We start from the raw sequence: 26307 nt of genomic DNA, 5'->3' as shown, positions 1-26307 counted from the left end.
ATCGAAGTCCTCTCGGGCCTCGACCCGGTGCGCAAACGCCCCGGCATGTACACCGACACCAGTCGGCCGAACCACCTTGCCCAGGAAGTCATCGACAACAGCGTCGACGAAGCCTTGGCCGGGCACGCCAAATCGGTGCATGTCATCCTTCACGCTGACCACTCCCTGGAAGTGTCCGACGATGGTCGCGGCATGCCGGTGGACATTCACCCGGAAGAGGGGGTGTCGGGCGTTGAGCTGATCCTCACCAAGCTGCACGCCGGCGGCAAGTTCTCCAATAAGAACTACCAGTTCTCCGGTGGCTTGCACGGTGTGGGTATTTCCGTGGTCAACGCCCTGTCCAACCACGTGCGGGTCAAGGTCAAGCGCGACGGCAACGAGTACGAGATGACCTTTGCCGATGGCTATAAAGCCACCGACCTGCAGGTGATCGGCACCGTTGGCAAGCGCAATACCGGCACCAGCGTGTACTTTGCCCCGGACCCGAAATACTTCGATTCACCGAAATTCTCCATCAGCCGCCTCAAGCACGTGCTCAAGGCCAAGGCCGTGCTGTGCCCGGGCCTGCTGGTGACCTTTGAAGACAAAGGCACGAACGAGAAGGTCGAGTGGCACTACGAAGACGGCCTGCGCTCCTACCTGGAAGACTCCGTCAGCGATTTTGAACGCCTGCCCAACGAGCCGTTCTGCGGCAGCCTGGCCGGTAATAAAGAAGCAGTCGACTGGGCGCTGCTGTGGTTGCCGGAAGGCGGCGACAGCGTGCAGGAAAGCTACGTCAACCTGATCCCTACCGCCCAGGGGGGCACCCACGTCAACGGTTTGCGCCAAGGTTTGCTGGATGCCATGCGCGAATTCTGCGAATACCGCAGCCTCTTGCCGCGTGGCGTGAAGCTGGCGCCGGAAGACGTGTGGGAGCGCATTGCGTTCGTGCTGTCGATGAAAATGCAGGAGCCGCAGTTCTCTGGCCAGACCAAAGAGCGCCTGTCGTCCCGTGAGGCGGCGGCGTTTGTTTCCGGTGTGGTCAAGGATGCCTTCAGCCTGTGGCTCAACGAGCACCCGGAATTGGGCCTGGCCCTGGCCGAGCTGGCGATCAACAACGCCGGCCGTCGTTTGAAAGCCAGCAAGAAGGTCGAGCGCAAGCGCATCACCCAGGGCCCGGCGCTGCCCGGCAAGCTGGCTGATTGCGCCGGGCAGGACCCGATGCGCTCCGAGCTGTTCCTGGTGGAAGGTGATTCCGCCGGCGGTTCCGCCAAACAAGCGCGGGACAAAGAATTCCAGGCGATCCTGCCGTTGCGCGGCAAGATCCTCAATACCTGGGAAGTCGACGGCAGCGAAGTCCTGGCCAGCCAGGAAGTGCACAACATCGCCGTGGCCATTGGCGTTGATCCAGGCGCGGCGGACATGAGTCAACTGCGTTACGGCAAAATCTGCATCCTCGCCGACGCCGACTCCGACGGCCTGCACATCGCCACCTTGCTGTGCGCGCTGTTCGTCCAGCATTTCCGCCCGTTGGTGGATGCCGGTCACGTCTACGTCGCCATGCCGCCGCTGTACCGCATCGACCTGGGCAAAGAGATTTTCTACGCCCTGGACGAGGCCGAGCGTGACGGCATTCTCGACCGCCTGGTGGCCGAGAAAAAACGCGGCAAGCCACAGGTCACGCGATTCAAAGGCCTGGGTGAAATGAACCCGCCGCAACTGCGCGAAACCACCATGGACCCGAACACCCGGCGCCTGGTGCAGTTGACCCTGGATGACTTCGCCGCCACCTCGGAAATGATGGACATGTTGCTGGCGAAGAAACGCGCGCCGGACCGCAAGTCCTGGCTGGAATCCAAAGGCAACCTGGCTGAGGTTCTGGGCTGATGCGCACAGGTTTCGCCCTGGCGATCCTGATAGTGAGCGGGCTGGTGACCACCCACGTGGTTGCCGCGCCCGTGGCTGAGCTCAAGCTGGTGTCCGAACACCCGGTGGACGGCATGCGCGGCGGAAACCTGTCGGGCCTGGCGCTGTGTGGCCAGGCATTGTGGACAGTCTCCGACCGTGATGACGACCAGATCTACCGCCTGGATATCAGCGCGCCGACCTGGCAAGCCGAAACGGTCAAGATCGACGTGCCGCCGGTGCCGGAGTCCGGGCTGCCTTGGGGCTTGCGTTCGCGCACCAAAGCCGCCTCGTTGATTCGCGGTGGCGACCTGGATTTCGAAGGCATCACCTGCGACGCCGCCGGTAACCGCTACATCGTCAGCGAAGCCCATGCGGCGGTGCTGCAAGTGCCGGTGACCGGTGCGCCGCAGTGGTTGAAGATTGCCCCGAGCATGGTCAGGGAGGCCCGGGCGAGCGGCATGTTGCTGCACTTCAACGCGTTGTTTGAAGGCCTGGCGATCAACCCCGAAGGCAATCAGATATGGTTGGCGGCCGAGCGTGAGCGACGCGGGCTGATTTCGATCAAGCGTCCGCAAAGCCTGTGGGACTGTGACGGTCCGTGTGTGTTGTTGAGCGAGGCCGGCCAGGAAGTGCAGCCGGCCAAGTTCCCCAATGCCAAGGCGGTGTCCAAGGACTTCGCCGACCTGGCGCTGTTCAACGGCAAGCTGTTCACCCTTGAGCGCAATGCGTTCCAGATTTGCCGGCGCGATGCGGCCACGGCCAAGGTCGAACTGTGCTGGTCGTTTGCCGATGAGACGTTGACGCCCGAACGGCGTTACCCCCAAGCCTATGGCCTGGCCGAAGCCCTGGTGGTGGATGCCGAGGGTGCCTGGCTGGGTATCGACAATAATTTCGGCGCGCGCGCCGATGGTGAAAAACGCCCCGTGGTCTATCGTTTCGCCGCCCCTGCCGGCGGCTGGAGCGCCCAGCCATGAGCCCCGCTTTTTTTGAATTGACCCGGTGCAGCGGCAGTTCCGCTGCGCCTTACCAAACAATGATGAGGCCCGCATGAGTGACATCCTCGCAGACAGCTTAGACGGCGTAGAACGCCGGTCGCTGGCTGACTTCACCGAAAATGCCTACCTCAACTACTCCATGTACGTGATCATGGACCGTGCCCTGCCGCATATCGGCGACGGCCTGAAGCCTGTACAGCGGCGCATTATCTACGCCATGAGTGAGTTGGGCCTGGACGCCGATTCCAAGCACAAGAAATCGGCGCGTACCGTCGGTGACGTGCTCGGTAAGTTCCACCCCCACGGCGACTCGGCGTGCTACGAAGCCATGGTGCTGATGGCCCAGCCGTTCAGCTACCGCTACACGCTGGTGGACGGCCAGGGCAACTGGGGTGCGCCGGATGATCCAAAGTCCTTCGCCGCGATGCGTTACACCGAAGCGCGTCTGTCGCGTTACTCGGAAGTACTGCTGAGCGAGCTGGGGCAGGGCACTGCGGACTGGGGGCCGAACTTTGACGGCACTCTCGACGAACCGCTGGTGTTGCCGGCACGTTTGCCGAATATCCTGCTCAATGGCACCACCGGTATCGCCGTCGGTATGGCCACCGATGTACCACCGCACAACCTGCGGGAAGTCGCCACGGCCTGCGTGCGTTTGCTTGATGAACCAAAGGCCACGGTGGAGCAACTCTGCGAGCACATCCAAGGCCCGGACTACCCGACCGAAGCGGAAATCATCACGCCGCGTGCCGACCTGCTGAAGATGTACGAAACCGGTAAGGGCTCGGTGCGCATGCGTGCCGTGTACCACATCGAGGATGGCGACATTATCGTCACCGCGCTGCCGCACCAGGTGTCGGGCGCCAAGGTGCTGGAGCAGATCGCCGCGTTGATGCAGGCCAAACCGTCGAAACTGCCGCAGGTCGCCGACCTGCGTGACGAGTCCGACCACGAAAACCCATGCCGCATCGTGATCATCCCGACCAACAGCCGGGTCGACCACGAAGTGCTGATGCAACACCTGTTCGCCAGCACTGAGCTGGAGTCCAGCTACCGGGTCAACGTCAATATCATCGGCCTGGACGGTAAGCCGCAGCTGAAAAACCTGCGCAACCTGCTGGTGGAGTGGCTGGAGTTCCGGATCAATACCGTGCGCCGCCGCCTGCAATTCCGTCTGGATAAGGTTGAGCGCCGCTTGCACCTGTTGGACGGCTTGCTGATCGCCTACCTCAACCTGGACGAAGTGATCCACATCATTCGTACCGCCGAGCACCCGAAAGCCGAGCTGATCGCGCGTTTCGAGCTGAGCGAAATCCAGGCTGACTACATCCTCGACACCCGCTTGCGCCAATTGGCGCGACTGGAAGAAATGAAGCTGCGTGACGAACAGGACGCGTTGCTCAAGGAACAAGCCAAGCTGCAAGCGCTGTTGGGCAGCGAAGCCAAGCTCAAGAAGCTGGTGCGCAGCGAGCTGATCAAAGACGCCGAAACCTATGGCGATGACCGTCGTTCGCCGATCGTGCAGCGTGCAGAGGCGAAAGCGCTGACCGAAACCGAGCTGCTGCCGAACGAGAAAATTACCGTCGTTCTGTCGGAAAAGGGTTGGGTTCGTTCCGCCAAGGGGCATGATATTGACGCCACTGGTTTGTCGTACAAGGCGGGTGACGGGTTCAAGACCGCTGCCGCCGGGCGTTCCAACCAGTTTGCGGTGTTTATCGACTCCACCGGACGCAGTTATTCGGTGCCGGCCCACACCTTGCCATCGGCACGGGGGCAGGGCGAGCCGTTGACGGGGCGACTTACGCCGCCGCCGGGGGCGAATTTTGAATGTGTGCTGCTGCCGGACGACGACGCGCTTTACGTGATCGCCTCCGACGCGGGTTACGGTTTTGTGGTCAAGGGTGAAGACCTGCAGGCCAAGAACAAAGCGGGCAAGGCCTTGCTGAGCTTGCCGAACAACGCCAAGGTGATCCTGCCGCGGCCAGTGGACGACCGTGAGAGCAACTGGCTGGCGTCGGTGACCACTGAAGGGCGTTTGTTGGTGTTCAAAATCAGCGACTTGCCGCAGTTGGGCAAAGGTAAGGGTAACAAGATCATTGGTATTCCCGGCGAGCGGGTGGCCAGTCGCGAAGAGTACGTGACCGACATCGCAGTGATCCCGGAAGGCTCGACCTTGGTGCTTCAGGCCGGGAAACGCACGTTGTCACTGCGTCCCGACGACCTTGAGCACTACAAGGGCGAGCGTGGTCGGCGTGGTAACAAACTGCCTCGGGGCTTCCAGCGAGTGGATGCGTTGCTGGTGGAAACGCCGGTTTAACGCGTTTTAGAGCCCTCGATCTACGATTTAACGCGTAGATCGACGCTTTGGCGCTGGAGTCATGGCGCATATTCACGGATGATATGGCCTTTCCAGCGCCGGCGTGGCCGAGCGTGTTTAGGTTATTTTTAGTATTACATTGTGGTTCGCCTTGTGGCAGCCACCTGGATGGGATGATGACTGCTCCACGCCTTCCTTTTATTTTCATGCTCGCTGGCCTTTTGGGCCTGGCGGGTTGCAGCACACACCAGCCGGTGTCGCTGTACCAGTTGGACAGCGGAAGTCCAGCTCAACCTGCGCAGACTGCCGGCATGGCGGTGTTGCTGGGCCCGGTGGTCGTCGCCGACTACCTGCAACGTGAAACCCTTCTGCAACGTCAGAACGACGGCAGCCTGCAAGGTTCCACCGATGGTCGTTGGGCGGGCAGTTTATCGTCCGACATCAACCAACTGATGTTGCGCCAGGTGGCGGGTCAGTTGGACAGTCAGCGTGTGGTCCTGGCGCCGGCGCCAGCCGGTTTTTCGCCGGATGTACAGGTCTTGCTGACCATTACCCGGCTCGACTCCGGTACGTCGCAACCGGCGATCCTCGATGCGCAATGGCGCTTGATCGACCGTCGTGGCCAGGTACGCGATAACCGCATCGTGCACCTGCAGGAAGAACACACCGGTAGCACCGCGTCCCAGGTCCAGGCACAGGGCGTGTTGTTGCAGCATTTGGCGCAGCAGTTGTCGGTGGCTCTCAAGCCATTGGCCAACCAACCGCCGATTGCCGAGGCGCCCCGCAAGCAGAGCGCCCCGGTACAGGCCAAGCCGGCAGAGCCGCAGAAGCCGAAGATGCCGATGGCTACGCCGATCCGTACAGACATGGAAGTGTTCAGGTTCTGATCTGAATCGCGCACAAACAAAAGGCCCGCTGAGTTAGCGGGCCTTTTTATTTGTGCGCGGTTTGAGCCGCGCCGCTGACCCAATGTGGGAGGGGGCAAGCCACCTCCCACATGAGTTCTACCGTTTTATTTGGTGCGGGTCTCATGCATCCGCGCCAACTGCCGTTCCAGCATCGACGGGTATGGCTCCATCAACCGCTCCACGCAACTGGCACCCTCAGGGCTGGCAATCGGGCGGATACGCGCGCGTTGGCGGATCAGCGTGTCTTCGCTGATCTTGCGCTCCACCAGCAGCAGGTTGCGGCTGTGTTGTGAGAGGGCCAATGCATCCTGGGCCATTTCGGTCAGCAACAGGTCGATCTGGCTCATGCCGAACAGGTCGTCGCCTACCGTCAGACCGAGCTGCAATTGCAGGGTGATGCCGCTGTCGGCCACTTCGATCTGCAATTCATGGCCCAGGGCGCGCAGCAGCTCGCCGCAGCAAATCGCGTTGGTCAGGTAGTCTTCGCCGCTGTCTTCGCTGTGGAACAGCATCAACGTGCTGCCATCGTTCAGGGTGTGCAGTTCGCTCTGGTACAGCGAAGCAGCCTGGTCGAGGCAGTCACGGTAGCGTTCCAGCAATTCGGTCAGGCGGGCGCGGGGCAGGCGGCGCAGTTGGTCCTGGGCGCCCAGTTGTACGGCGAGCACTGCACTGTATTGCGGCTCGGTGCTGCGTACCGGGGCCGGCTTGGGCGCAATGGCGCTGCTGTCGGCGGACGTATCACGCAGGTCGGCAAAGGGATCGTCTTCGTCCAGCTCGTCTTCTTCGGCCTTGAATGCATGGCGCGGCGCAGGCTTGAGGCCCGCCACCGGAGGGCGCTCGTCGAAACCCGGATCACGCAGGTTGCGTACTTCAAACTCCGGCTCTTGCTCGTAGTCGGTGTCGTCGAACTCCGGTTCCGGCTCAACTTCAGGCACCACGGGTTCCGGGGCAAAGCTGGCGTGTAACTGGCGGGCGAGGTCGCCGATTTCATCCTGGCGGTCGGTGGCCGGGGTGTGCTCGTCAATGTCCCGCAGCCAGATACGCAGTTGCATCAAGGGCGTGGAAATATGCCGACCCAGGCGTAAGCTCAAGGCCAGGGCCAATGCCAGCAGGATCGCGCTGAGGATCCCCATGCTCTGCAGGCTGATGGTCATCGGCTGCTGGAATTGCTGCATGTCCAGGCTGATGCGCAGTTGGCCGGCCTTCACATCCTGAAAGGTAATGTTGCTCTGGTAGAGGCCTTCGGCTTCACCCAGCAAGCCGTTTTTCGGGCGTTGCCCGGCCTCGGCCATGATCCGGTTGTCCACGCTGTAGATGGCGGCGTGGGCCACCAGCGGGTTCTTGGTCAGGTTGTTGAGCAGCACGTTGAGGCTGAGGATGTCGTTGGACACCAGCAGCTCAGTCGCCGAGGTGGCGGTCTGGGTGGTCAAGCTCTCGCCCAGGGCATCGGCTTGCTCGTGCATGGCCTGCTTGAACTGCAAACCCATCACGCAGGCGTAGATCACCAGGGCCAGGGCGACCAGGATCACGTTATGGCTGGCGATGCGTAATGCGATCGGTACACGGCGGTGGCGCAGTGCCCGGAAGATCAGCAGGAAGAAATTATCGGTTTTTACTGGCGTGGGCCGGTTCACTTGCGCTCGGCTCTTGGTCCGTGAAGTTGACGCGCAGTATAGCGACAGCCCTAGGACCGGCAAAGCGCTGGCTGTGCCCGATGGTCACTGAAAGTGGGTAGAATGCGGTTTTTTTCCAGCCTGGGGGTGCGCCTTGCGCGAAATTGTCCTGATTAACATCACTGGTGAAGACCGCCCGGGTCTTACTGCGGCTATTACGGGAGTGCTGGCCCAGGGTGGTGTGAACATTCTCGACATCGGCCAGGCGGTGATCCACGACACCCTGTCGTTTGGGATCCTGGTCGAGATCCCGAGCACGGAACAGGCGTCTTCGGTACTCAAGGACATCCTGTTTACGGCTTACAAGCTGGACCAGCAGGTGCGTTTCACGCCAGTGTCCGAAGAGGACTACCAGCAGTGGGTCGCCGGCCAGGGTAAGAAACGCCATATCGTGACGCTGCTGACCCGCAAGGTCACCGCCGAGCAACTGCAGCGCGTCAGCTCCATCACCGCGCACTATGGCCTGAATATCGACCATATCGACCGTCTGTCGGGTCGCATGCCGCTGGATACCCCGGCCGACAAGGGCAAGGGCTGCATCGAGTTCTCCGTGCGCGGTGAACCGGCCGACCCGCAAGCCCTGCGTGCCGAATTCCTCAGCGTGGCCCAGGAGCTGAACGTCGATATCGCCTTCCAGGAAGATTCGCTGTTCCGTCGCAACCGTCGCCTGGCGGTGTTCGACATGGACTCGACGCTGATCGAAGCTGAAGTCATTGACGAACTGGCCAAGGCGGCCGGCGTGGGCGAGCAGGTTTCCGCAATCACCGAGCGCGCCATGGCCGGTGAACTCGATTTCCGCGCCAGCTTCAAAGAGCGCCTCGCGCTGCTCAAGGGCCTGGACGTGAGCGTGCTGGACGCCATCGGCGCCTCCCTGCGCCTGACCGAAGGCGCCGAAACCCTGTTCGCCGAACTCAAGCGCCTGGGTTACAAGACCGCCATTCTGTCGGGCGGCTTCACCTACTTCGCCAAGCAATTGCAGGCCAAGCTGGGCATCGACTATGTGTTCGCCAACGAGCTGGAAGTGGTGGATGGCAAGGTGACCGGCGTGGCGGTGGAGCCGATTGTCGACGCCCAGCGCAAAGCGGACTTGCTGAAGGAACTGGCCCACAAGGAAGGTTTGCGCCTGGAGCAGACCATTGCGGTCGGCGATGGGGCCAATGACTTGCCGATGCTGGCGATTGCCGGGTTGGGCGTGGCGTTCCGTGCCAAGCCGCTGGTGAAACAGTCGGCCAAGCAGGCGATTTCGACGTTGGGGCTGGACGGGGTGTTGTATCTGTTGGGCTTCCGCGACCGCGATGGTCAGCTTTAACTGAATAAACGCAGTTCAAAATGTGGGAGGGGGCTTGCCCCCGATAGCGGTGTATCAGTCAGCAGATAAGTTGGCTGACACACCGCCATCGGGAGCAAGCCCCCTCCCACATTGAGTTTGCGTCAAGCTTTAGGCGCGGCGATGCCTTGGCCCATTTGCACCGGGCTGCCCGCCACCAATTCTTCCGCCCACTTCACCTGATCCGGCCCGAACAGCACGATCGCGGTCGAACCCAGTTTGAAGCGACCCAGCTCCGCACCCTTCTCCAGGTGAATCGGCGCACGTGCTGCTTCGTCATAGCGGAAGGTTTTCAGCTCGCGCTTCGGCGGCGTCACCAGCCCGGCCCACACGGTTTCAATCGACGCCACAATCATCGCGCCCACCAATACCACGGCCATCGGGCCGCGTTCGGTGTCGAAGATGCACGCAACGCGCTCGTTACGTGCGAACAGCTCGGGTACGTTTTCCGCGGTGGTCTGGTTCACCGAGAAGATACGTCCAGGGATGTAGACCATCTCGCGCAGAGTGCCGGCGAGTGGCATGTGCACGCGGTGGTAGTCTTTCGGCGACAGGTAAACGGTGGCGAAATCGCCGCCCATGAACGGCGCCGACAAGGCCGCATCGCCACCCAGCAGTTCCAGCACGCTGAAGCTGTGGCCTTTGGCCTGGAACACACGACCATGCTCGATCGGGCCAAGCTGGCTGACTGCGCCATCGGCGGGGCTCAACACCGCACCAGGGGTTTGATCCAGTGGGCGTGCGCCGTCTTTCAATGCGCGAGTGAAGAAGGCGTTGAAGTGCTCATAAGCGGTCAGGTCCTCAACCAGGGCCTGGGACATGTCCACTTGATAGCGCTTGGCGAACCAGGCGGTGAAGGCATTCTTGAACCAGCGCACGCGGCACTCGGCAATGCAGCCTGCCAGGCGCGACAGCAGGTGGTGCGGCAGCAAGTACTGGCTGAGGATAAACAACTGCTTTTTCATTTACTGTCCTTAAACCTTAAATCTCGACGGGGGTGTCGGGGTGGTTGCCCCATTCGCCCCAGGAACCGGCATAACCTTTGACTCGCGGATAACCGAGCGCCTTGGCCACCAGGTAGGTGAAGCCAGAGCGGTGGTGAGTCTGGCAGTGGGTGATGATTTCTTTGTCTTTGGTCAGCCCGAGGTCTTCGAGGATCTGCGGCATGTCGCGGCGGATACGCAGGTTGCGTGCCTTGTCCATGCCGGCCGTCCATTCGAAGTTCACCGCGCCGGGGATATGCCCGCCTTTGGCCGCCAGCACCTTCTCGCCGGAATACTCCAGCGGGCCGCGTGCGTCCCAGATGCCCAGGTCGGCCGCGCCCAGGCGGCTTTGCAGGTATTCACGGGTGGCGGTGGGGCCGTCGTGCAGCGTCAGGCTGACCGGGCCGCCGACTGGCGCGGGCACGTCGGTGGAGACCGGGTGTTTTTCGTCCAGCCACGCCAGCAGGCCGCCGTCAAGGTAGTGGTATTTCTGGTGGCCGATCACATCGAGCATCCAGATAAAACGCCCGGCCCAGCCGCCGCCTTCGTCGTCATAGACCACGTAGGTGGCGTCGGGGGTATGGCCCAATTCGCCGAACAGTGTTTCCAGGTCAGCTTTGTTGGGCAGCAAACCGGGCGCCGGCGCCTGGCCCAACTGGGTGCGCTTGGGGTCAACGAAATGCGCGCCGGGGATATGCCCTTCGGCGTAGCGGGCGGCACTGGTGAGGTCCACCAGAATCAGGTGTTCGGCCTCCAGGCGGCCGAGCAGGTCGCCGGATTCGATCACCAGCGGCAAGCCAGAGAAGTCAGGCATGTGAGGTCTCCTGGGCACAAATGTTGGCATTAAAGGACCGCGATTGTAGCGCAAGCATCAGGCGCTGCGGTTGGTAAAGCAGTGCAGGGCTTTCTCGATGCATTGGGCGGTTTTGCCGAAGGCCTGCACGGTGGTTTCCGAGAACGGCCCGCCACCCTGGTCGGCCACCATCAGCATCACCACCTTGCCATTGCAGCTCAGGGAGCGCAGCAACAGGTGTTCGCCAGTAAACAGGCGGCGCAGGATCGGCGGCAGCAGCGCCGAGAACTGCGCATGGTTGTCCGGTGTGAGGCGCACCTGGGCGGACTTTTCCAGCAGGCGTTGCAGCAGCGTGCTGTTGACCACGTCCAGGCTCAGGTTGGCTGCGTCTTTCGGCAGGCCGTCGACCTGGTGCACGCGCAACATGCTCTGCGCGCGATCGGTCATCAGCAGCATGACCCGCTGCATGCCGCTGGCCACCAAGGCCTCCTTGGCGCACGTGGTCAGGTGCATGGCGTTGGCAAAGCGGCTGGGCTCTACCAGCAGCTCGGTGCAGCGCTTGCGCCACACGGCCAGGGCCTCGGCGGTGGGCGGTGGCGCGGGTAGCAGGCCGCGATGAATTTTCTGCACATGCCAGGGCCAGATCAGCGACAGCGCCGGGTGCCAGAGGTCAGGCATCAACGTGTTGCGGGCGCTGGCGACGGCTTGCTGGTGAACCTGTTGTTGCACCTCGCCCAACGGCTGTTGCAGGTACAGCGCCGTGAGGCGCTGCCAGCGCTCGGTATGCGGGCAGGTCCAGGACTCCTGGGCCGACATCGCCAGGCCGTTGGCCAGCAACACCGTATTGGCCGGCTGGTTGAGCCAGCGGCGCAGGTTGGGTTCGGCGTCGAGCAATTGTTGATGGCGCAGGGAGTCATCTTCGCGGGCGATATGCAGCGCCTTGACCAGCAGACGCTGTTCGGTCAACAGCAGCTTGTAGCCCTGGGATACCCAGATCGGCAGGTGCCAGGCGTCGGTCAGGCCGACGCACAGGTCCAGCAGGCGCACGCCGAATAAGGCCTGTTCCACCTCGCGGGCCGAATGGCCTTTGTGGATCACCCGCAGTTCCCATTCTTCCAGGAGTTTGGGGTACGCGATCGCCATCGGCCACAGCGGCGACAGAAACAGCAGGCTACCCCAGTGAATGTCTTGCCACAGGCGCGCCAGGCGGCTGCCGAACAAACCGTTGGCTTGCTGCGAAGCGTGCTGGCTCACCAGCAACAATTGGCGCAGTGCCACGGGAATCTCGTTTTCGGGCACTGCGGGCAAGCGCGCCAGCAGTTCTTCGGCGCGCTTGAGGCCCAGGCGGTTAAGCGCCACTTCGAGATTTTCTGCCGGCTCAGCCAGGCTGCCGTGGGTGTGGCTGTTGGCCTCGCGCATCACGCTGAGCACCAGCGCCGGGCTGTCTTGCATCAGCTCGGCAATATCCCGCAATGAACTGCGGCTGTCGCGGATGCCCTTGCACACACGGTCGTGGCTGGCCTGTGGAACAGGCAGCAGCACATCGTCCAGGCGCTTGATCCAAGCGGCGAGAGAGGTAGGTTTAGCAGTTGGGACTGTCGTTTCATTAGCCATGATTGGGGCGCGATCATCACTTGCGGTCAACACACCCGGAGCGGGCCGAACTGGCTTTTCGCCTTAACGGGCTATAGTCTGGCGCAGTTTTGCCGATAAGAGGAACAAGAGTTTTCAGTTCCCCCCAATATGTCCATGAACCCGACGGCGCAAGTACTCATCTCCTATGGCTAAAATTATCGGCATCATTGTCGTCATCGCAAGTGTGCTCGGTGGGTACGTCCTGTCCCACGGTAAAATTGCTGCGCTGATCCAGCCCTTCGAAGTGCTGATCATCGGTGGTGCGGCATTCGGCGCATTCTTGCAGGCGAACCCCGGCTACATGACGATGCACGTGGTCAAGAAATCCCTGGGCATGTTCGGTTCACGCTTCACTCACACCTTCTATCTGGAGGTGTTGGGCCTGGTCTACGAGATCCTCAACAAGAGCCGCCGCGAAGGCATGATGGCCATCGAAGGTGACATTGAGGACGCTGCGGCCAGCCCGATTTTCGCCAAGTACCCGGCCGTGCTCAAAGATGAGCGCATGACCGCCTATATCTGTGACTACTTGCGCATCATGTCCTCCGGCAACATGGCTCCCCATGAGCTGGAAGGCCTGTTCGACATGGAGTTGTTCAGCCTTAAGGAAGAGCTGGAGCACCCGTCCCACGCCGTGACCGGTATCGCTGATGGTATGCCGGGTTTCGGTATCGTCGCGGCGGTACTCGGTATCGTGGTGACCATGGCCTCCCTGGGTGAAGGCGACCAGGCCGCCATCGGTATGCACGTCGGTGCGGCACTGGTCGGTACCTTCTTCGGTATTCTCGCGGCTTACGGCTTCTTCGGTCCGTTGGCCACCTCCCTGGCCCATGACGCCAAGGAAGAAATCAACCTGTACGAATCGATCAAGGCCAGCCTGGTGGCTTCCGCTTCCGGCATGCCGCCGTCGCTGGCGGTGGAGTTCGGTCGTAAAGTGCTGTACCCCAAGCATCGCCCAAGCTTCGCCGAGTTGGAACAAGCGGTTCGCGGTCGCTAAGCCATGGAAAACAACCAGCCGATAATCATCAAGCGCGTCAAGCGCTTCGCTGCGGGGCACCATGGTGGCGCCTGGAAAATCGCCTTCGCCGACTTTGCGACGGCGATGATGGCGTTCTTCCTGGTGCTGTGGCTGATGTCCACCGCCACGCCGGAACAGAAGATTGCCATCGCCGGCTACTTCAAAGACCCCATTGGTTTCTCGGAAAGTGGCACGCCCTTCGTGATCGACCTGGGCGGTTCGCCGCAGTTGGCGCCTGAGCGCACTATCAACCCGGAAGTCAAAACCGAAGCGCCTCAGGAAAAGATCCCGATCGAGCGCGATACCGTTGAGGCCATGGCGGAGCAGGTCGAGCAAGAACGGCTGGAACTGTTGCTGCAAGAACTGCAGACCAAGGTTGAGGAAAACCCGCAACTGCTGAAGTTCAAGGACCAGATTTCGTTCGAGATCACCCCGGACGGCTTGCGCATCCAGATCACCGATGCGGCCAACCGGCCGATGTTCGACTCCGGCAGTGCGCGCCTGAAGCCGTACTTTGAAGACATCCTGCTGGCCATGGCCGACACCATCAAGGCGGTGCCGAACAAGATCAGCATCAGCGGCCACACCGACGCCAAGCCGTATGCGGGCCAGGGCGACTTCGGCAACTGGGAGCTTTCGGCCAACCGTGCCAACGCTGCACGTCGCGCGCTGGTGGCCGGCAGCTACCCGGACCCGCAAGTGGCGCGGGTGGTGGGGTTTGCATCGTCGCAGCTGTTTGATCACAAGGACCCGTTCAACCCGATCAACCGCCGTATCGATATCGTCGTGCTGACCAAAAAGGCCCAGCGTGCGATTGAAGGTGATCAGCAGCCGGCTCCGCCGCCCACTCCGGGTGCAGGCGCACCGGGTGAGGTTCCGACCGATCCGAACGCCATTCCGCCAGGGCAAGAGCCATTGCCGGCGCATGAACTGCGCCAGAAGCTGAATCTGTTTGATGAGGGTGGGGTGAAGGATCCTACGGTGCCTAAGGCTGGGTCGTAAGCCACATCCTATAGGCACCACCCATTAAAACGCCCCGACTGATGGGGGCGTTTTAATTTCTGGTCAGAGCGGGAGATAGGCTTTGACACCGCTGATGACGCCTCGCATGTCCTCGGTGCAGAGGCGTGGGACGAAGTACTCGCGCCCTTTCGATCGGGTCTTCCTATGGAGTTTGTCGAGGCGCTCGAAGCTGACGGTATAAATCATGTCGCACTTCACCCACAGCGCCTTGTAGCCATCGGATTGAAGTGGATTTGTACGTAGCAAGTGGTGCCAGTCGTGCTGTATCTCGGGAGCGGTAGATGAGATCGGCACCACGGTGCAGAGTTTGCGATTATGGGTTGCAGTAGGGGATATCACGACGACCTTGCGGATCTTCAGCATCTCCGGGGCAACAAAACCTCGTGTGAAGTCGCAGAGCAGTACATCGCCTTGTTTGGGGTGATAGTAGAGAGCCAATCGTTAATTCCCCACAAAAAGCAAAGCCGCCCGAAGGCGGCTTCATTCGACGCGCAGTGGAGCTTGCTTCGCCCCTTCTGCGCCGCTGGATCAACCCCGAGAAGGATCCAGACTCCTGCCAGCTTGCGCTGGTGACGGAGAGATTATGAGCATCAGGGATTTCGAATTCAAGCTGGCTTGCGTCGACGAGCCACCCAGTTGTTTCGAATTCTTGATGCCAGCCCCCGTTAAATCAATGGACTAGCGCGCTTTGCGCCGCCATTTATATGTGTCAAGAAATGGCCGCTCAATAACTGCTTTCGGGCAAACTCGCAATAATCGACCGATAGCTATTCATCCGCTGCTGCTGCACACGCCCATCTTCCAAGGCCTTGAGCAGCGCACAGCCCGGCTCGCGGTCGTGTTTGCAATCGCGGAAGCGGCAGGTGCCGATCAGGTCGTTGAATTCGATAAAGCCCGCTTCCACGTCGCTGCGGCTGACGTGGCCGAGGCCGAATTCGCGGATACCCGGGGAGTCGATCAGCTCACCGCCGCCGGGGAAGTGGAACAGTCGCGCGGTGGTGGTGGTGTGAGTGCCCTGGCCGGACAGTTCCGACAGTGGGCCCACGCGGGTGTCGACTTCCGGCAGCAGACTGTTGACCAGCGAGGATTTACCCACGCCCGATTGGCCGACAAACACGCTGATACGTCCGTCCAGCTGCTGTTGCAGCTGTTCCATGCCATTGCCGTGATGCGCCGACACTTCCAGCACTGGGTAGCCGAGGGTGCGGTACACCGCCAGCAAGGCGTTGAGCGCTGGGGCGTTCTGCTCGTCAATCAGGTCGAATTTGTTCAGCAGCAGCAGCGGACGAATGCCCGCGTGCTCGGCGGCGACCAGGTAACGGTCAATCAGGTTGGCATGGGGCTCGGGCAGCGGCGCGAACACAATGACGATCATGTCGACGTTGGCCGCTACCGGCTTGAGCTGGCCACGACTGTCCGGGCGACGCAGTTCGGTGGTGCGTGGCAACTGGGCGACGATCACGCCGATACCCTGGTTGCCGGCCCGCCATACCACTTTATCGCCGGTGACCAGCGCAGGAAGGTTGGCGCGCAGGTGGCAACGGGACACTGACCCTGCGAGTTCGCCTTCGAGCGCCTCGACTTCGACCTGCACACCAAAGTGCGCGATCACCAGGCCCGTCTGCTCGGGGCCCAGGTCGCCGCCCTCGAGCGCTTCCACGGCGGAGGATTCACGTTTGGCGGCGCGTGCGGCGCGTTCGCCTTGAATCTTTTCGATGCGCCAGTTTTGGCGACGGTTGAGCTGGCGTTTGGCCATTGGTGTTCCGTGTCGATAATGCAAAGGTTAGGTAAAACGGTCGCGAGTCTAGCACGCCCCTGCCTGCTAAACTGCGCAGCTACGCCAAGGTGCCAAGAGAATCAAGCCATGCAAAACCCACAGAACCTGATTTGGATCGATCTGGAAATGACCGGTCTGAACCCCGACACCGACGTTATCATCGAGATGGCGACCATTGTCACCGACAGCAACCTCAACACCTTGGCGGAAGGTCCGGTGATCGCCATCCACCACAGCGACGCCGTACTCGCCACCATGGACGAGTGGAACACCCGCACTCACGGCAACTCCGGCCTGACCCAGCGCGTGCGCGACAGTCGCATCAGCATGGCGGAGGCCGAGGCTGAAACCATCGCCTTCCTGGAAAAGTGGGTGCCCAAGGGCAAGTCGCCGATCTGCGGCAACAGCATCTGCCAGGACCGGCGCTTCCTTTATACGCACATGAAGGGGCTGGAAAGCTACTTCCACTACCGCAATCTGGATGTGTCCACCTTGAAGGAGCTGGCTGCGCGCTGGGCGCCGGAAGTCAAAGACAGCTTCCATAAAGGCAGCACTCACTTGGCGCTGGACGATATTCGCGAGTCGATTGCTGAGCTGCAGCATTACCGCAAGCATTTCATCAAGGCCTGAGTGTTTGGCGCCTGTATCGGCCTCATCGGGGGCACGCCCCCTTCCACACCTTGATGTGTGAACGCAGTCAAATGTGGGAGGGGGCTTGCCCCCGATGACGTGACGCGGTCTTTCGCCAAACGCCCCCTTTTGGTGCCATCAGCAAATGATTAGACTGCCGGCCTCAATGCAAGGATCGCCCTCATGCTGCTGATGCTCTACCTCATCGCCATCACCGCCGAAGCCATGACCGGAGCGTTGTCCGCCGGGCGGCGTGGCATGGACTGGTTTGGCGTGGTGCTGATCGCGTGTGTGACGGCGCTGGGCGGCGGTTCGGTGCGTGACGTGTTGCTCGGCCATTACCCGCTGACCTGGGTCAAGCACCCGGAATACCTGGTGCTGACCTCCGTTGCCGCGCTGGTGACGATCTTCATTGCCCCATTGATGCGCCATCTGCGCTCGCTGTTCCTGGCGCTCGACGCCGTGGGCCTGGTGGCCTTCACCCTGATCGGCTGCATGACCGCCCTGGAAATGGGCCACGGCATGCTCGTGGCGTCGGTCAGCGGGGTGATCACCGGCGTATTCGGCGGCATCTTGCGCGACATTTTCTGCAACGATATCCCGCTGATCTTCCGCCGCGAGCTGTATGCCAGCGTGTCGTTCCTCGCCGCCTGGTTCTATTTGCTCTGCCTTTATCTGGAGTTGCCCAGCGAACAAGCGATTCTGCTGACCCTGTTCAGCGGTTTTCTATTGCGCCTGCTCGCAATCCGCTTTCACTGGGAAATGCCCAAGTTCGTCTACAACGACGACGTGCACTAGCGCGAAGCGTGCTGGTTCAGCGCCCATTCCACGTGCTCGCGCACCAGCTCGGAGGGGTAATCCTGGCGTGCCTTCAAGGCTTCCAGCACCGGAATGCTCGACGGCGCGTTGCCCAGGCCTACCGCCAGGTTGCGTAACCAGCGCTCATAACCGGCGCGACGTAGCGGCGAGCCTTCGGTGCTGCTGAGGAATTTATCCTCGTCCCACATAAACAGTTCGGCCAGTTCCGCGTTATCCAGGTTGTGGCGTGGCTTGAAATCGCTTTCGGCGGTGGCGCCGGCGAAACGATTCCACGGGCAAACGATCTGACAGTCATCGCAGCCAAACACGCGGTTGCCGATCAACGGGCGCAAGTCTTCGGGGATCGCGCTTTTGAGCTCAATGGTCAGGTAGGAAATACAGCGCCTCGCGTCCAGCACATAGGGGCCGACGAAGGCATTGGTGGGGCAGATATCCAGGCACGCCGTGCAGCGCCCGCAGTGTTCGGTGCTGTGGGGCGGGTCCACTGGCAGCGGTAAGTCGACAAACAGTTCGCTCAGGAAGAAGTAACTGCCGGCCTTGCGATTGAGGACCAGGGTGTTTTTACCGATCCAGCCCAACCCGGCTTTTTCGGCGATGGCTTTTTCCAGCACCGGTGCGCTGTCGACGAAGGCGCGGAAACCAAAGGGGCCGATCTGCGCCTGAATGCGGTCGGCCAGTTGCTGCACGCGCTTGCGGATCAGCTTGTGGTAGTCGCGTCCCAGGGCGTAGCGCGAGATATAGGCTTTTTCCGGCTTGGCCAGCAGCTGCGCCATCTGCGTGTCGCCGGGCAGGTAGTCCATGCGCAGCGAGACCACGCGCAAAGTACCGGGCACCAGCTCTTCGGGGTGCGAGCGTTTGCTGCCATGGGCGCCCATGTACTCCATCTCGCCGTGGTAACCCGCGTCGAGCCAGCGTTGCAGGTGCTGTTCATGCTCGGCCAGGTCCAGGCCGCTGATGCCGACTTGTTGAAAGCCCAGCTCGCGGCCCCAGTCTTTGATCGATTGGGCGAGGGCAGGCAGATCGGTGGTGATGGCAGGCATGAGACAAGGGAAACCGCAGGTTAGATAGGTATAATTCTGCCAGACATCGGAGCTTGAAGACGCATGCCGCAGACAAAACACGCAATAACCGACGTACAGCCCCTGTTGCACGGCCACTTGCCGCAACTGGCCGCACGTTCCCCGGACGCCCATAAAGGCCAGTTCGGCCACCTGTTGGTCATTGGCGGTGACCGCGGCTTTGGCGGCGCAGCGCTGTTGAGTGCCGAAAGTGCCCTGCGCAGTGGCGCCGGCATGGTATCCCTGGCGACCCGCCTGGAGCACGTTTCCGCAGCGTTGACGCGTTTGCCGGAGGTCATGTCCATTGGGGTGAGCTCGGCCAATCAACTGATGAGCCTGTTGGAAAAAATCTCGGTCATTGTGATCGGTCCCGGCCTGGGAGATGCCGCTTGGGGCAAAAGCCTCTTGTCCGTTGCGGCCAACGCCAAGCAGCCGCAAGTCTGGGATGCCGACGCGCTGAATCAACTCGCCACCGGCAGCGTCGTCCTACCGGACAACTGCGTGATCACTCCGCATCCGGGGGAGGCTGCGCGCTTGCTGGGTATGTCGACAGCCGAGGTTCAGGCTGATCGTCTTAAGGTAGCGCGCGCGTTGAGCGAGAAATTCAACGCCGTGGCTATCCTCAAGGGGGCTGGCAGTTTGATTGCCAGCCCGGACGGACGTGTTTCGCGATGTGACCAAGGCCACCCGGCCATGGCCGCGGCGGGGCTCGGTGACGTGTTGGCCGGCCTGGTGGGTGCACTGCTCGCCCAAGGCCTGCCGGCTTTTGAGGCAAGCTGCCTGGCCGTGTGGTTGCACGCCACGGCGGGGGATCGCCAGGGGACCTTTGGTCGCGGGCTGGCGGCAAGCGACCTGATTCCCGCCATTCGTCAATTGCTGGAGGAGCAGTCGCCGTGTCTGAAGTAATCCTTTTCCTGGCCGATGAAGAGGCCATGGTTGCTTTCGGCAAGCGCATTGCCCAGGTCACCGCCGGGGCAGGGCTGATCTTTCTGGAGGGCGACCTGGGGGCGGGCAAGACCACACTGTCCCGGGGGATCATTCGCGGATTGGGGCACGCCGGGGCGGTAAAAAGCCCGACGTTCACCTTGGTGGAACCCTATGAAATTGGCGAGGTGCGGGCGTTCCATTTCGACCTCTATCGCCTGGTCGATCCCGAAGAGCTGGAGTACATGGGCATCCGTGATTACTTCGATGAAGATGCGCTGTGCCTGATCGAGTGGCCAGATAAAGGCACAGGCTTTTTGCCAAAGCCGGACCTGACCATTACCATTACGCCGCATGAGCATGGACGTCAGCTGAAGTTGTTGCCCCAAAGCGCGCGCGGCCAGTCGTGGTGCGCCGCTTTGGCATTGGAATTCAAATAATTGGTGGGGTTAGGTATGCGCTTTCGCGCGTTGGTTGCTGTCGTAGGGGTGTTGCTTGCGGCAATGACTGTCAATGCTCTGGCTGCTTCACAGGTGAAAAGCGTTCGCCTGTGGCGAGCGCCGGATAACACGCGACTGGTGTTCGACCTGTCTGGCCCGGTCCAGCACAGCGTCTTTACCCTGACGGCGCCTGATCGCCTGGTGATCGACATCAACGGTGCGACCCTGGCCGCGCCGCTGAAAGTCTCCACCGCCAACACCCCGATCACCGCCATGCGCTCGGCCCAGCGTACGCCGACCGACCTGCGCGTGGTGATCGACCTGAAAAAGGTCGTGACCCCGAAAAGCTTCTCCCTGGCGCCAAACGCACAGTATGGCAACCGCTTGGTAGTTGACCTGTTCGACAATGCCGCCGATGCCGCACCGCCACCCGCGCCAACCCCAAGCGTCGCAACGGTGCCGGCCGTGCCGGTCAGCCCGTCGCAGCCGCAAGTCAAGCTGCCACCGCCGCCACCGGCTCCGGCCGGCAAGCGCGATATCATTGTGGTGATCGACGCCGGCCACGGTGGCGAGGACCCGGGGGCCTCCGGCTCGCGCGGCCAACATGAAAAAGACGTGGTGCTGGCCATCGCCCGCGAGTTGCAGCGCCAGGTCAATGGCATGAAAGGCTATCGCGCCGAGCTGACGCGTACCGGCGATTACTTCATTCCATTGCGCGGGCGTACCGAAATCGCCCGCAAGAAAGGCGCCGACCTGTTTGTGTCGATCCACGCCGACGCCGCGCCTTCAGCGGCTGCCTTTGGCGCGTCGGTGTTTGCCCTGTCGGATCGCGGCGCTACGTCCGAGACTGCGCGTTGGCTGGCCGACAGCGAAAACCGTTCCGACTTGATCGGCGGCGCCGGCAATGTGTCCCTCGATGACAAGGACAAAATGCTCGCCGGCGTGCTGCTCGACCTGTCGATGACGGCCTCGCTGACGTCCAGCTTGAACGTTGGCCAAAAAGTATTGAGCAACATCGGCCGGGTGACCTCGCTGCACAAGCAGCGCGTGGAGCAAGCCGGGTTCATGGTGTTGAAGTCGCCGGACATCCCGTCGATCCTGGTGGAAACCGGGTTTATCTCCAACTCCAACGAAGCCTCGAAGCTGGCCAGCGCCAGCCATCAACAGGCGCTGGCACGCTCGATCAGTGCCGGTATTCGCCAGTTCTTCCAGCAGAATCCGCCACCGGGCACCTATATCGCCTGGCTGCGTGACTCGGGCAAAATCGCCCAGGGCCCGCGTGATCATCGCGTGCAGCCCGGCGACACCCTGGCGATGCTGGCGGTGCGGTTCCAGGTCTCGGCCGCTACCTTGCGCAGTGCCAACAACCTGAAAACCGATGAGCTCAAAGTCGGCCAGGTGTTGACCATCCCCGGCACTGAATTGGCGGCACAGTAATGAGCGAATCAACCTTGAACAGTGGGTCGCGTATCGAGCTGCTCAGCCCGCGCCTGGCGAACCAGATCGCAGCGGGGGAAGTGGTTGAGCGTCCCGCATCGGTGATCAAGGAGCTGCTGGAAAACAGCATCGACTCAGGCGCCAAGCGTATCGATGTCGACGTGGAGCAGGGCGGCGTCAAGCTGCTGCGGGTGCGTGACGATGGCAGCGGCATCTCCTCCGACGACCTGCCGTTGGCCCTGGCCCGTCACGCCACCAGCAAGATCCGCGACCTGGAAGACCTTGAGCGCGTGATGAGTCTGGGCTTTCGCGGTGAGGCCCTGGCGTCGATCAGCTCCGTAGCACGTCTGACCCTGACGTCACGCACCCGTGACGCCGATCAAGCCTGGCAAGTGGAAACCGAAGGCCGCGACATGGCGCCTCGAGTCCAGCCGGCCGCCCACCCGGTGGGGACGTCGGTGGAAGTGCGCGACCTGTTCTTCAACACCCCGGCGCGACGCAAATTCCTCAAGGCCGAAAAAACCGAATTCGATCACCTGCAGGAAGTCATCAAGCGCCTGGCCCTGGCCCGTTTCGACGTGGCCTTCCACCTGCGCCACAACGGCAAGACCATCCTCAGTCTGCATGAAGCCCATGACGACGCAGCGCGTGCTCGCCGGGTGTCGGCTATTTGCGGCGCGGGGTTCCTGGAGCAGGCGCTGCCGATTGAAATCGAACGCAATGGCCTGCGCCTGTGGGGCTGGGTCGGTTTGCCGACGTTCTCCCGCAGCCAAGCGGACCTGCAGTACTTTTTTGTGAACGGCCGTGCAGTGCGCGACAAGCTGGTGGCCCATGCGGTGCGCCAGGCGTACCGCGATGTGCTGTTCAATGGGCGGCACCCGACGTTTGTGCTGTTCTTCGAGGTCGACCCGTCGGTGGTGGACGTCAACGTGCACCCCACCAAACACGAAGTGCGCTTCCGTGATGGGCGCATGGTGCATGACTTCCTTTACGGCACCTTGCACCGCACCCTGGGCGATGTGCGTCCGGATGATCAGTTGTCTGCCCCAATAGTAACGGCAGTGGTGCGTCCGAGCGGCCCGGAAGCCGGTGAGTTCGGCCCCCAGGGCGAAATGAGTCTGGCGGCCAACCTGCTGCAATCGCCGCAGCCGCAGCCGACGTACACCGCGCCGGGTTCCGGTTCGGGGGCGGGTTATCAGTACCAATACACGCCGCGTCCGCAATCGGCGGTGCCGGTGGCCGAGGCCCAGGCGGCATACCGCGAGTTTTTTGCGCCGCTGCCGGGGGCTGAGCCGGGTGCACCTGTCGCCTTGCCGGAGGGCGGTGGAGATATTCCGCCGTTGGGTTATGCGCTGGCGCAGCTCAAGGGTATCTACATCCTGGCGGAAAACGCCCATGGCTTGGTGCTGGTGGATATGCACGCCGCCCACGAGCGGATCATGTACGAGCGCCTCAAGATTGCCATGGCCAGTGAAGGCCTCAGTGGCCAGCCGCTGCTGGTGCCGGAATCCCTGGCGGTCAGCCAGCGTGAGGCTGATTGCGCAGAAGAGCACCACAGCGTGTTCCAGAAGCTGGGCTTTGAACTGCAACGCCTGGGCCCGGAAACCCTGGCCATCCGCCAGATCCCCGCACTGCTCAAGCAGGCCGAGGCCAATCGGCTGGTAGCCGACGTACTCGCCGACCTGATGGAGTACGGCACCAGTGACCGTATCCAGGCGCACATCAACGAATTGCTCGGCACCATGGCCTGCCACGGTGCCATCCGCGCCAACCGCCGCCTGGCGCTGCCGGAAATGAACGGCTTGCTGCGCGACATGGAAAACACCGAACGCAGCGGGCAATGCAACCATGGCCGGCCGACCTGGACCCAGATGGGCCTGGACGACCTGGACAAGCTGTTCTTGCGCGGCCGTTGATGAGTGCCTTGCCCCCCGCGATCTTCCTGATGGGTCCTACGGCCGCCGGCAAGACCGACCTGGCCATCGAGCTGACCAAGGTGTTGCCATGCGAGCTGATCAGTGTGGACTCTGCCCTGGTTTACCGGGACATGGACATTGGCACCGCCAAGCCTTCCAAAGCGCTGTTGGCACAGTATCCGCATAAGTTGATCGACATTATCGACCCGGCCGAGAGCTATTCGGCGGCGGATTTCCGTACCGACGCGCTGGCCGCCATGGCCGAGATCACCGCGCGGGGTAATATTCCGCTGCTGGTGGGCGGTACGATGCTCTATTACAAGGCTTTGCAGGAGGGGCTGGCGGATATGCCGGCGGCCGACGCCCAGGTGCGCGCCGAGCTTGAGGAAGAGGCTGCACGCCTTGGCTGGCAAGCCCTGCACGACCAGTTGGCGGCAATAGACCCGGTATCCGCCGCGCGCATTCACCCCAACGACCCCCAGCGCCTTTCACGGGCCCTGGAAGTCTGGCGTGTGAGCGGGCAGACCATGACTGAACACCGGCTGAAACAAAGTGCGCAAAGTGCTGACGCAGGCGCATCTGGGCAGTCACAATTGCCCTATACTGTGGCGAATCTGGCCATCGCTCCGGCAAATCGCCAGGTGCTGCATGAACGAATTGCACAAAGATTCACAATTATGTTGGAACAGGGGTTTGTGGACGAGGTCGTAGCACTGCGTTCAAGAGGTGACCTGCATCCAGGGTTGCCGTCGATACGTGCTGTAGGCTACCGCCAAGTCTGGGATCATCTGGATGGAAAGCTGACGTCAGCTGAGATGCAGGAGCGCGGCATCATTGCCACGCGCCAATTGGCGAAACGCCAGTTCACCTGGTTGCGCAGCTGGAGCGATTTACACTGGCTGGACAGCCTGGACAGCGACAATCTGTCACGCGCCTTGAAATACTTGGGAACGGTCTCCATATTGAGCTGAGTCCTTGCAATTGCCGTCTATCCTTGGGGGTGTGACGGCCATAAGCTATCTATTTTCCGATTTTTTATTATTGATCCTTAAAGGAGTGCGGCACATGTCAAAAGGGCATTCGCTACAAGACCCTTACTTGAATACTTTACGTAAAGAGAAAGTGGGGGTTTCCATCTACCTGGTCAACGGTATCAAGCTGCAAGGCACGATCGAGTCGTTCGACCAGTTCGTGATCCTGCTGAAAAACACCGTCAGCCAGATGGTATACAAGCACGCTATCTCGACAGTCGTCCCCGTTCGTCCAATCCGTCTGCCTAGCGCAGCAGGTGATGATGCAGCTGACGCTGAGCCAGGTAACGCCTGATAGGAGTCTCCTTTGTTCTTTGAGCGCCACGGTGGTGGTGAGCGAGTAATCCTCGTTCACTTGGATGGACAGGACCCTGAGGCGCGCGAAGATCCGCAGGAGTTTCAGGAGTTGGCAAATTCGGCCGGCGCCGAGACCGTTGCGTTTTTTAACGTGCCGCGTCATCGGCCAACCGCCAAATACCTGATTGGCAGCGGCAAGGTCGAGGAACTGCGCGACCTGGTCCACGCTGAAGAAGCCGATCTGGTGATCTTCAATCACACCCTCACGCCCAGTCAGGAACGTAACCTCGAACGTGTCTTCGAGTGTCGCGTGATCGACCGTACCGGTCTGATTCTCGATATTTTCGCCCAACGCGCCCGTACCCATGAAGGCAAGCTCCAGGTCGAACTGGCCCAGCTTGACCACATGAGCACGCGGCTGGTCCGCGGCTGGACTCACCTTGAGCGTCAGGGTGGCGGTATCGGCATGCGGGGGCCGGGTGAAACCCAGCTCGAAACCGACCGCCGCCTGCTGCGGGTCCGCCTGCGCCAGATCAAGGGCCGCCTGGAGAAAGTCCGCAGCCAGCGCGAGCAGTCGCGACGTGGCCGTTCGCGCGCAGATATCCCTACCGTGTCCCTGGTGGGCTATACCAACGCCGGCAAATCCACGCTCTTCAACAACGTGACGAAATCGGACGTGTACGCGGCCGACCAACTGTTCGCCACCCTTGACCCGACCTTGCGTCGTCTGGATCTGGACGACCTGGGGCCGATTGTCCTGGCCGATACCGTGGGGTTCATTCGTCACTTGCCGCACAAGCTGGTCGAGGCATTTCGGTCTACGCTCGAAGAGTCGAGCAATTCCGACCTGCTGTTGCACGTGATCGATGCGGCCGAACCGGATCGCATGTTGCAGATTGAACAGGTGATGCTGGTGCTGGGCGAGATTGGTGCCCAGGACTTGCCGATCCTCGAGGTCTATAACAAACTCGATTTGCTTGAAGGCGTTGAGCCACAAATCCAGCGCGACGAGAACGGCAAACCCCAGCGGGTATGGTTGTCGGCGCGAGATGGCAGTGGCCTTGAGTTGCTTGAACAAGCGATTGCCGAGTTGCTCGGCGGTGATTTGTTCGTTGGCACCTTGCGCTTGCCCCAGCGTTTTGCTCGACTGCGTGCACAGTTTTTCGAGCTGGGCGCGGTCCAGAAAGAAGAACACGACGAAGAAGGTGTCAGCTTGCTGGCCGTTCGATTGCCGCGCTCGGAGCTGAATCGGCTGGTCAGCCGTGAAGGTGTGGTACCGACAGAGTTCATCGAACAACACACTTTGCAATAAAAGCCTCCGAAAGCGGTTGTGCCGCAGTGGCAGGCATTCTGTAGCATTGGTCGGCGCGCCGTGGGTGCGTCTTTGCTTTATCAGATGGAGAGCGCTATGGCTTGGAA

The 26307-nt window shown here is 61.5% G+C and carries 23 protein-coding genes; 16 read left to right on the top strand and 7 right to left on the bottom strand.

The genetic code is table 11. From position 1 onward, the window contains the following. From parE to AC3ZU9_RS28445, 4 genes are all read left to right on the top strand, one after another. On the top strand, positions 1 to 1866 hold a 1866-nt coding region (parE, locus tag AC3ZU9_RS28460; protein WP_490091654.1), incomplete at its 5' end, for a DNA topoisomerase IV subunit B. Continuing rightward, positions 1866 to 2861, top strand: coding sequence for an esterase-like activity of phytase family protein (locus AC3ZU9_RS28455; RefSeq protein ID WP_489096165.1), 996 nt, complete (start codon positions 1866 to 1868; stop codon positions 2859 to 2861). The genes parE and AC3ZU9_RS28455, both read left to right, overlap by 1 nt. A 73-nt stretch (positions 2862 to 2934) precedes the next feature. Next, complete coding sequence (gene parC / locus AC3ZU9_RS28450; protein WP_012721898.1) at positions 2935 to 5199, top strand: DNA topoisomerase IV subunit A; 2265 nt, start codon at positions 2935 to 2937, stop codon at positions 5197 to 5199. Between the two features lie 176 nt (positions 5200 to 5375). Further along, positions 5376 to 6086, top strand: a complete 711-nt coding sequence (locus AC3ZU9_RS28445) for a PqiC family protein (RefSeq protein ID WP_043204688.1) — start codon at positions 5376 to 5378, stop codon at positions 6084 to 6086. A 125-nt stretch (positions 6087 to 6211) separates the two neighbouring features. On the opposite strand, the gene AC3ZU9_RS28440 is transcribed toward AC3ZU9_RS28445, so the two are convergent. Then, a complete protein-coding gene (locus tag AC3ZU9_RS28440) occupies positions 6212 to 7741 on the bottom strand; it encodes an AhpA/YtjB family protein (RefSeq protein WP_046033921.1) in 1530 nt (509 codons plus the stop codon). A gap of 133 nt (positions 7742 to 7874) precedes the next feature. On the opposite strand from AC3ZU9_RS28440, the gene serB reads away from it, so the two are divergent. Then, entirely contained in the window at positions 7875 to 9089 is a 1215-nt protein-coding gene (serB, locus tag AC3ZU9_RS28435; protein ID WP_012721901.1) for a phosphoserine phosphatase SerB, read from the top strand. A 122-nt stretch (positions 9090 to 9211) separates the two neighbouring features. Here the strand turns inward: serB and asd are convergent, their stop codons facing one another. From asd to AC3ZU9_RS28420, 3 genes are read right to left on the bottom strand one after another with little or no spacing between them, the layout of a single operon-like run. After that, the gene (asd, locus tag AC3ZU9_RS28430) at positions 9212 to 10072 is read right to left on the bottom strand and encodes an archaetidylserine decarboxylase (protein ID WP_012721902.1); all 861 of its coding nucleotides are present in this window, start codon (positions 10070 to 10072) and stop codon (positions 9212 to 9214) included. 16 nt (positions 10073 to 10088) lie between these two features. After that, on the bottom strand, positions 10089 to 10904 hold the full coding sequence (locus tag AC3ZU9_RS28425) for a rhodanese-like domain-containing protein (protein ID WP_012721903.1): 816 nt from the start codon (positions 10902 to 10904) through the stop codon (positions 10089 to 10091). A 57-nt stretch (positions 10905 to 10961) separates the two neighbouring features. Beyond that, complete coding sequence (locus AC3ZU9_RS28420) at positions 10962 to 12497, bottom strand: HDOD domain-containing protein (RefSeq protein WP_102061132.1); 1536 nt, start codon at positions 12495 to 12497, stop codon at positions 10962 to 10964. 166 nt (positions 12498 to 12663) lie between these two features. On the opposite strand from AC3ZU9_RS28420, the gene motA reads away from it, so the two are divergent. Both motA and motB read left to right on the top strand, forming a co-directional pair. Next, complete coding sequence (gene motA, locus AC3ZU9_RS28415) at positions 12664 to 13515, top strand: flagellar motor stator protein MotA (protein ID WP_012721905.1); 852 nt, start codon at positions 12664 to 12666, stop codon at positions 13513 to 13515. A gap of 3 nt (positions 13516 to 13518) precedes the next feature. Then, complete coding sequence (gene motB, locus AC3ZU9_RS28410; RefSeq protein ID WP_012721906.1) at positions 13519 to 14538, top strand: flagellar motor protein MotB; 1020 nt, start codon at positions 13519 to 13521, stop codon at positions 14536 to 14538. A 63-nt stretch (positions 14539 to 14601) separates the two neighbouring features. Here the strand turns inward: motB and AC3ZU9_RS28405 are convergent, their stop codons facing one another. Both AC3ZU9_RS28405 and rsgA read right to left on the bottom strand, forming a co-directional pair. Next, the gene (locus tag AC3ZU9_RS28405) at positions 14602 to 14997 is read right to left on the bottom strand and encodes a type II toxin-antitoxin system PemK/MazF family toxin (RefSeq protein ID WP_012721907.1); all 396 of its coding nucleotides are present in this window, start codon (positions 14995 to 14997) and stop codon (positions 14602 to 14604) included. 286 nt (positions 14998 to 15283) lie between these two features. Next, complete coding sequence (rsgA, locus tag AC3ZU9_RS28400; RefSeq protein WP_003171340.1) at positions 15284 to 16315, bottom strand: small ribosomal subunit biogenesis GTPase RsgA; 1032 nt, start codon at positions 16313 to 16315, stop codon at positions 15284 to 15286. A 108-nt stretch (positions 16316 to 16423) separates the two neighbouring features. Between rsgA and orn the strand changes: the two genes are divergently transcribed. Both orn and AC3ZU9_RS28390 read left to right on the top strand, forming a co-directional pair. Beyond that, complete coding sequence (orn, locus tag AC3ZU9_RS28395; protein WP_003171343.1) at positions 16424 to 16966, top strand: oligoribonuclease; 543 nt, start codon at positions 16424 to 16426, stop codon at positions 16964 to 16966. Positions 16967 to 17149: 183 nt separating this feature from the next. Further along, a complete protein-coding gene (locus tag AC3ZU9_RS28390) occupies positions 17150 to 17764 on the top strand; it encodes a trimeric intracellular cation channel family protein (RefSeq protein WP_012721908.1) in 615 nt (204 codons plus the stop codon). Here the strand turns inward: AC3ZU9_RS28390 and queG are convergent. Beyond that, the gene (gene queG / locus AC3ZU9_RS28385; protein ID WP_012721909.1) at positions 17761 to 18825 is read right to left on the bottom strand and encodes a tRNA epoxyqueuosine(34) reductase QueG; all 1065 of its coding nucleotides are present in this window, start codon (positions 18823 to 18825) and stop codon (positions 17761 to 17763) included. The two genes, AC3ZU9_RS28390 and queG, sit on opposite strands and share 4 nt — an antisense overlap. A gap of 63 nt (positions 18826 to 18888) precedes the next feature. Between queG and AC3ZU9_RS28380 the strand changes: the two genes are divergently transcribed. The 7 genes from AC3ZU9_RS28380 to hflX all read left to right on the top strand — a co-directional run bounded on the left by AC3ZU9_RS28380 (position 18889) and on the right by hflX (position 26200). Beyond that, positions 18889 to 19749, top strand: a complete 861-nt coding sequence (locus AC3ZU9_RS28380) for an NAD(P)H-hydrate dehydratase (RefSeq protein WP_490091653.1) — start codon at positions 18889 to 18891, stop codon at positions 19747 to 19749. Beyond that, complete coding sequence (gene tsaE, locus AC3ZU9_RS28375; RefSeq protein ID WP_490091652.1) at positions 19737 to 20207, top strand: tRNA (adenosine(37)-N6)-threonylcarbamoyltransferase complex ATPase subunit type 1 TsaE; 471 nt, start codon at positions 19737 to 19739, stop codon at positions 20205 to 20207. The genes AC3ZU9_RS28380 and tsaE overlap by 13 nt, the downstream gene beginning before the upstream one ends. 15 nt (positions 20208 to 20222) lie before the next feature. Continuing rightward, on the top strand, positions 20223 to 21644 hold the full coding sequence (locus tag AC3ZU9_RS28370) for an N-acetylmuramoyl-L-alanine amidase (protein WP_012721912.1): 1422 nt from the start codon (positions 20223 to 20225) through the stop codon (positions 21642 to 21644). Then, the gene (gene mutL / locus AC3ZU9_RS28365; RefSeq protein ID WP_490091651.1) at positions 21644 to 23560 is read left to right on the top strand and encodes a DNA mismatch repair endonuclease MutL; all 1917 of its coding nucleotides are present in this window, start codon (positions 21644 to 21646) and stop codon (positions 23558 to 23560) included. The genes AC3ZU9_RS28370 and mutL overlap by 1 nt, the downstream gene beginning before the upstream one ends. Then, positions 23560 to 24531 carry a tRNA (adenosine(37)-N6)-dimethylallyltransferase MiaA gene (gene miaA, locus AC3ZU9_RS28360; protein ID WP_012721914.1) on the top strand — a complete coding sequence of 324 codons (972 nt, stop codon included), beginning with the start codon at positions 23560 to 23562 and terminating at the stop codon, positions 24529 to 24531. Before mutL ends, miaA begins: the two co-directional genes overlap by 1 nt. Before the next feature lie 94 nt (positions 24532 to 24625). Further along, on the top strand, positions 24626 to 24886 hold the full coding sequence (gene hfq, locus AC3ZU9_RS28355) for an RNA chaperone Hfq (protein ID WP_003171355.1): 261 nt from the start codon (positions 24626 to 24628) through the stop codon (positions 24884 to 24886). Between the two features lie 12 nt (positions 24887 to 24898). Then, on the top strand, positions 24899 to 26200 hold the full coding sequence (gene hflX / locus AC3ZU9_RS28350) for a ribosome rescue GTPase HflX (protein ID WP_012721915.1): 1302 nt from the start codon (positions 24899 to 24901) through the stop codon (positions 26198 to 26200). The last annotated feature ends 107 nt before the right edge of the window (positions 26201 to 26307 follow it).

The sequence above is a fragment of the Pseudomonas sp. A39 genome (assembly GCF_058145955.1).
This window is presented reverse-complemented; position numbering and strand designations above follow the sequence as displayed.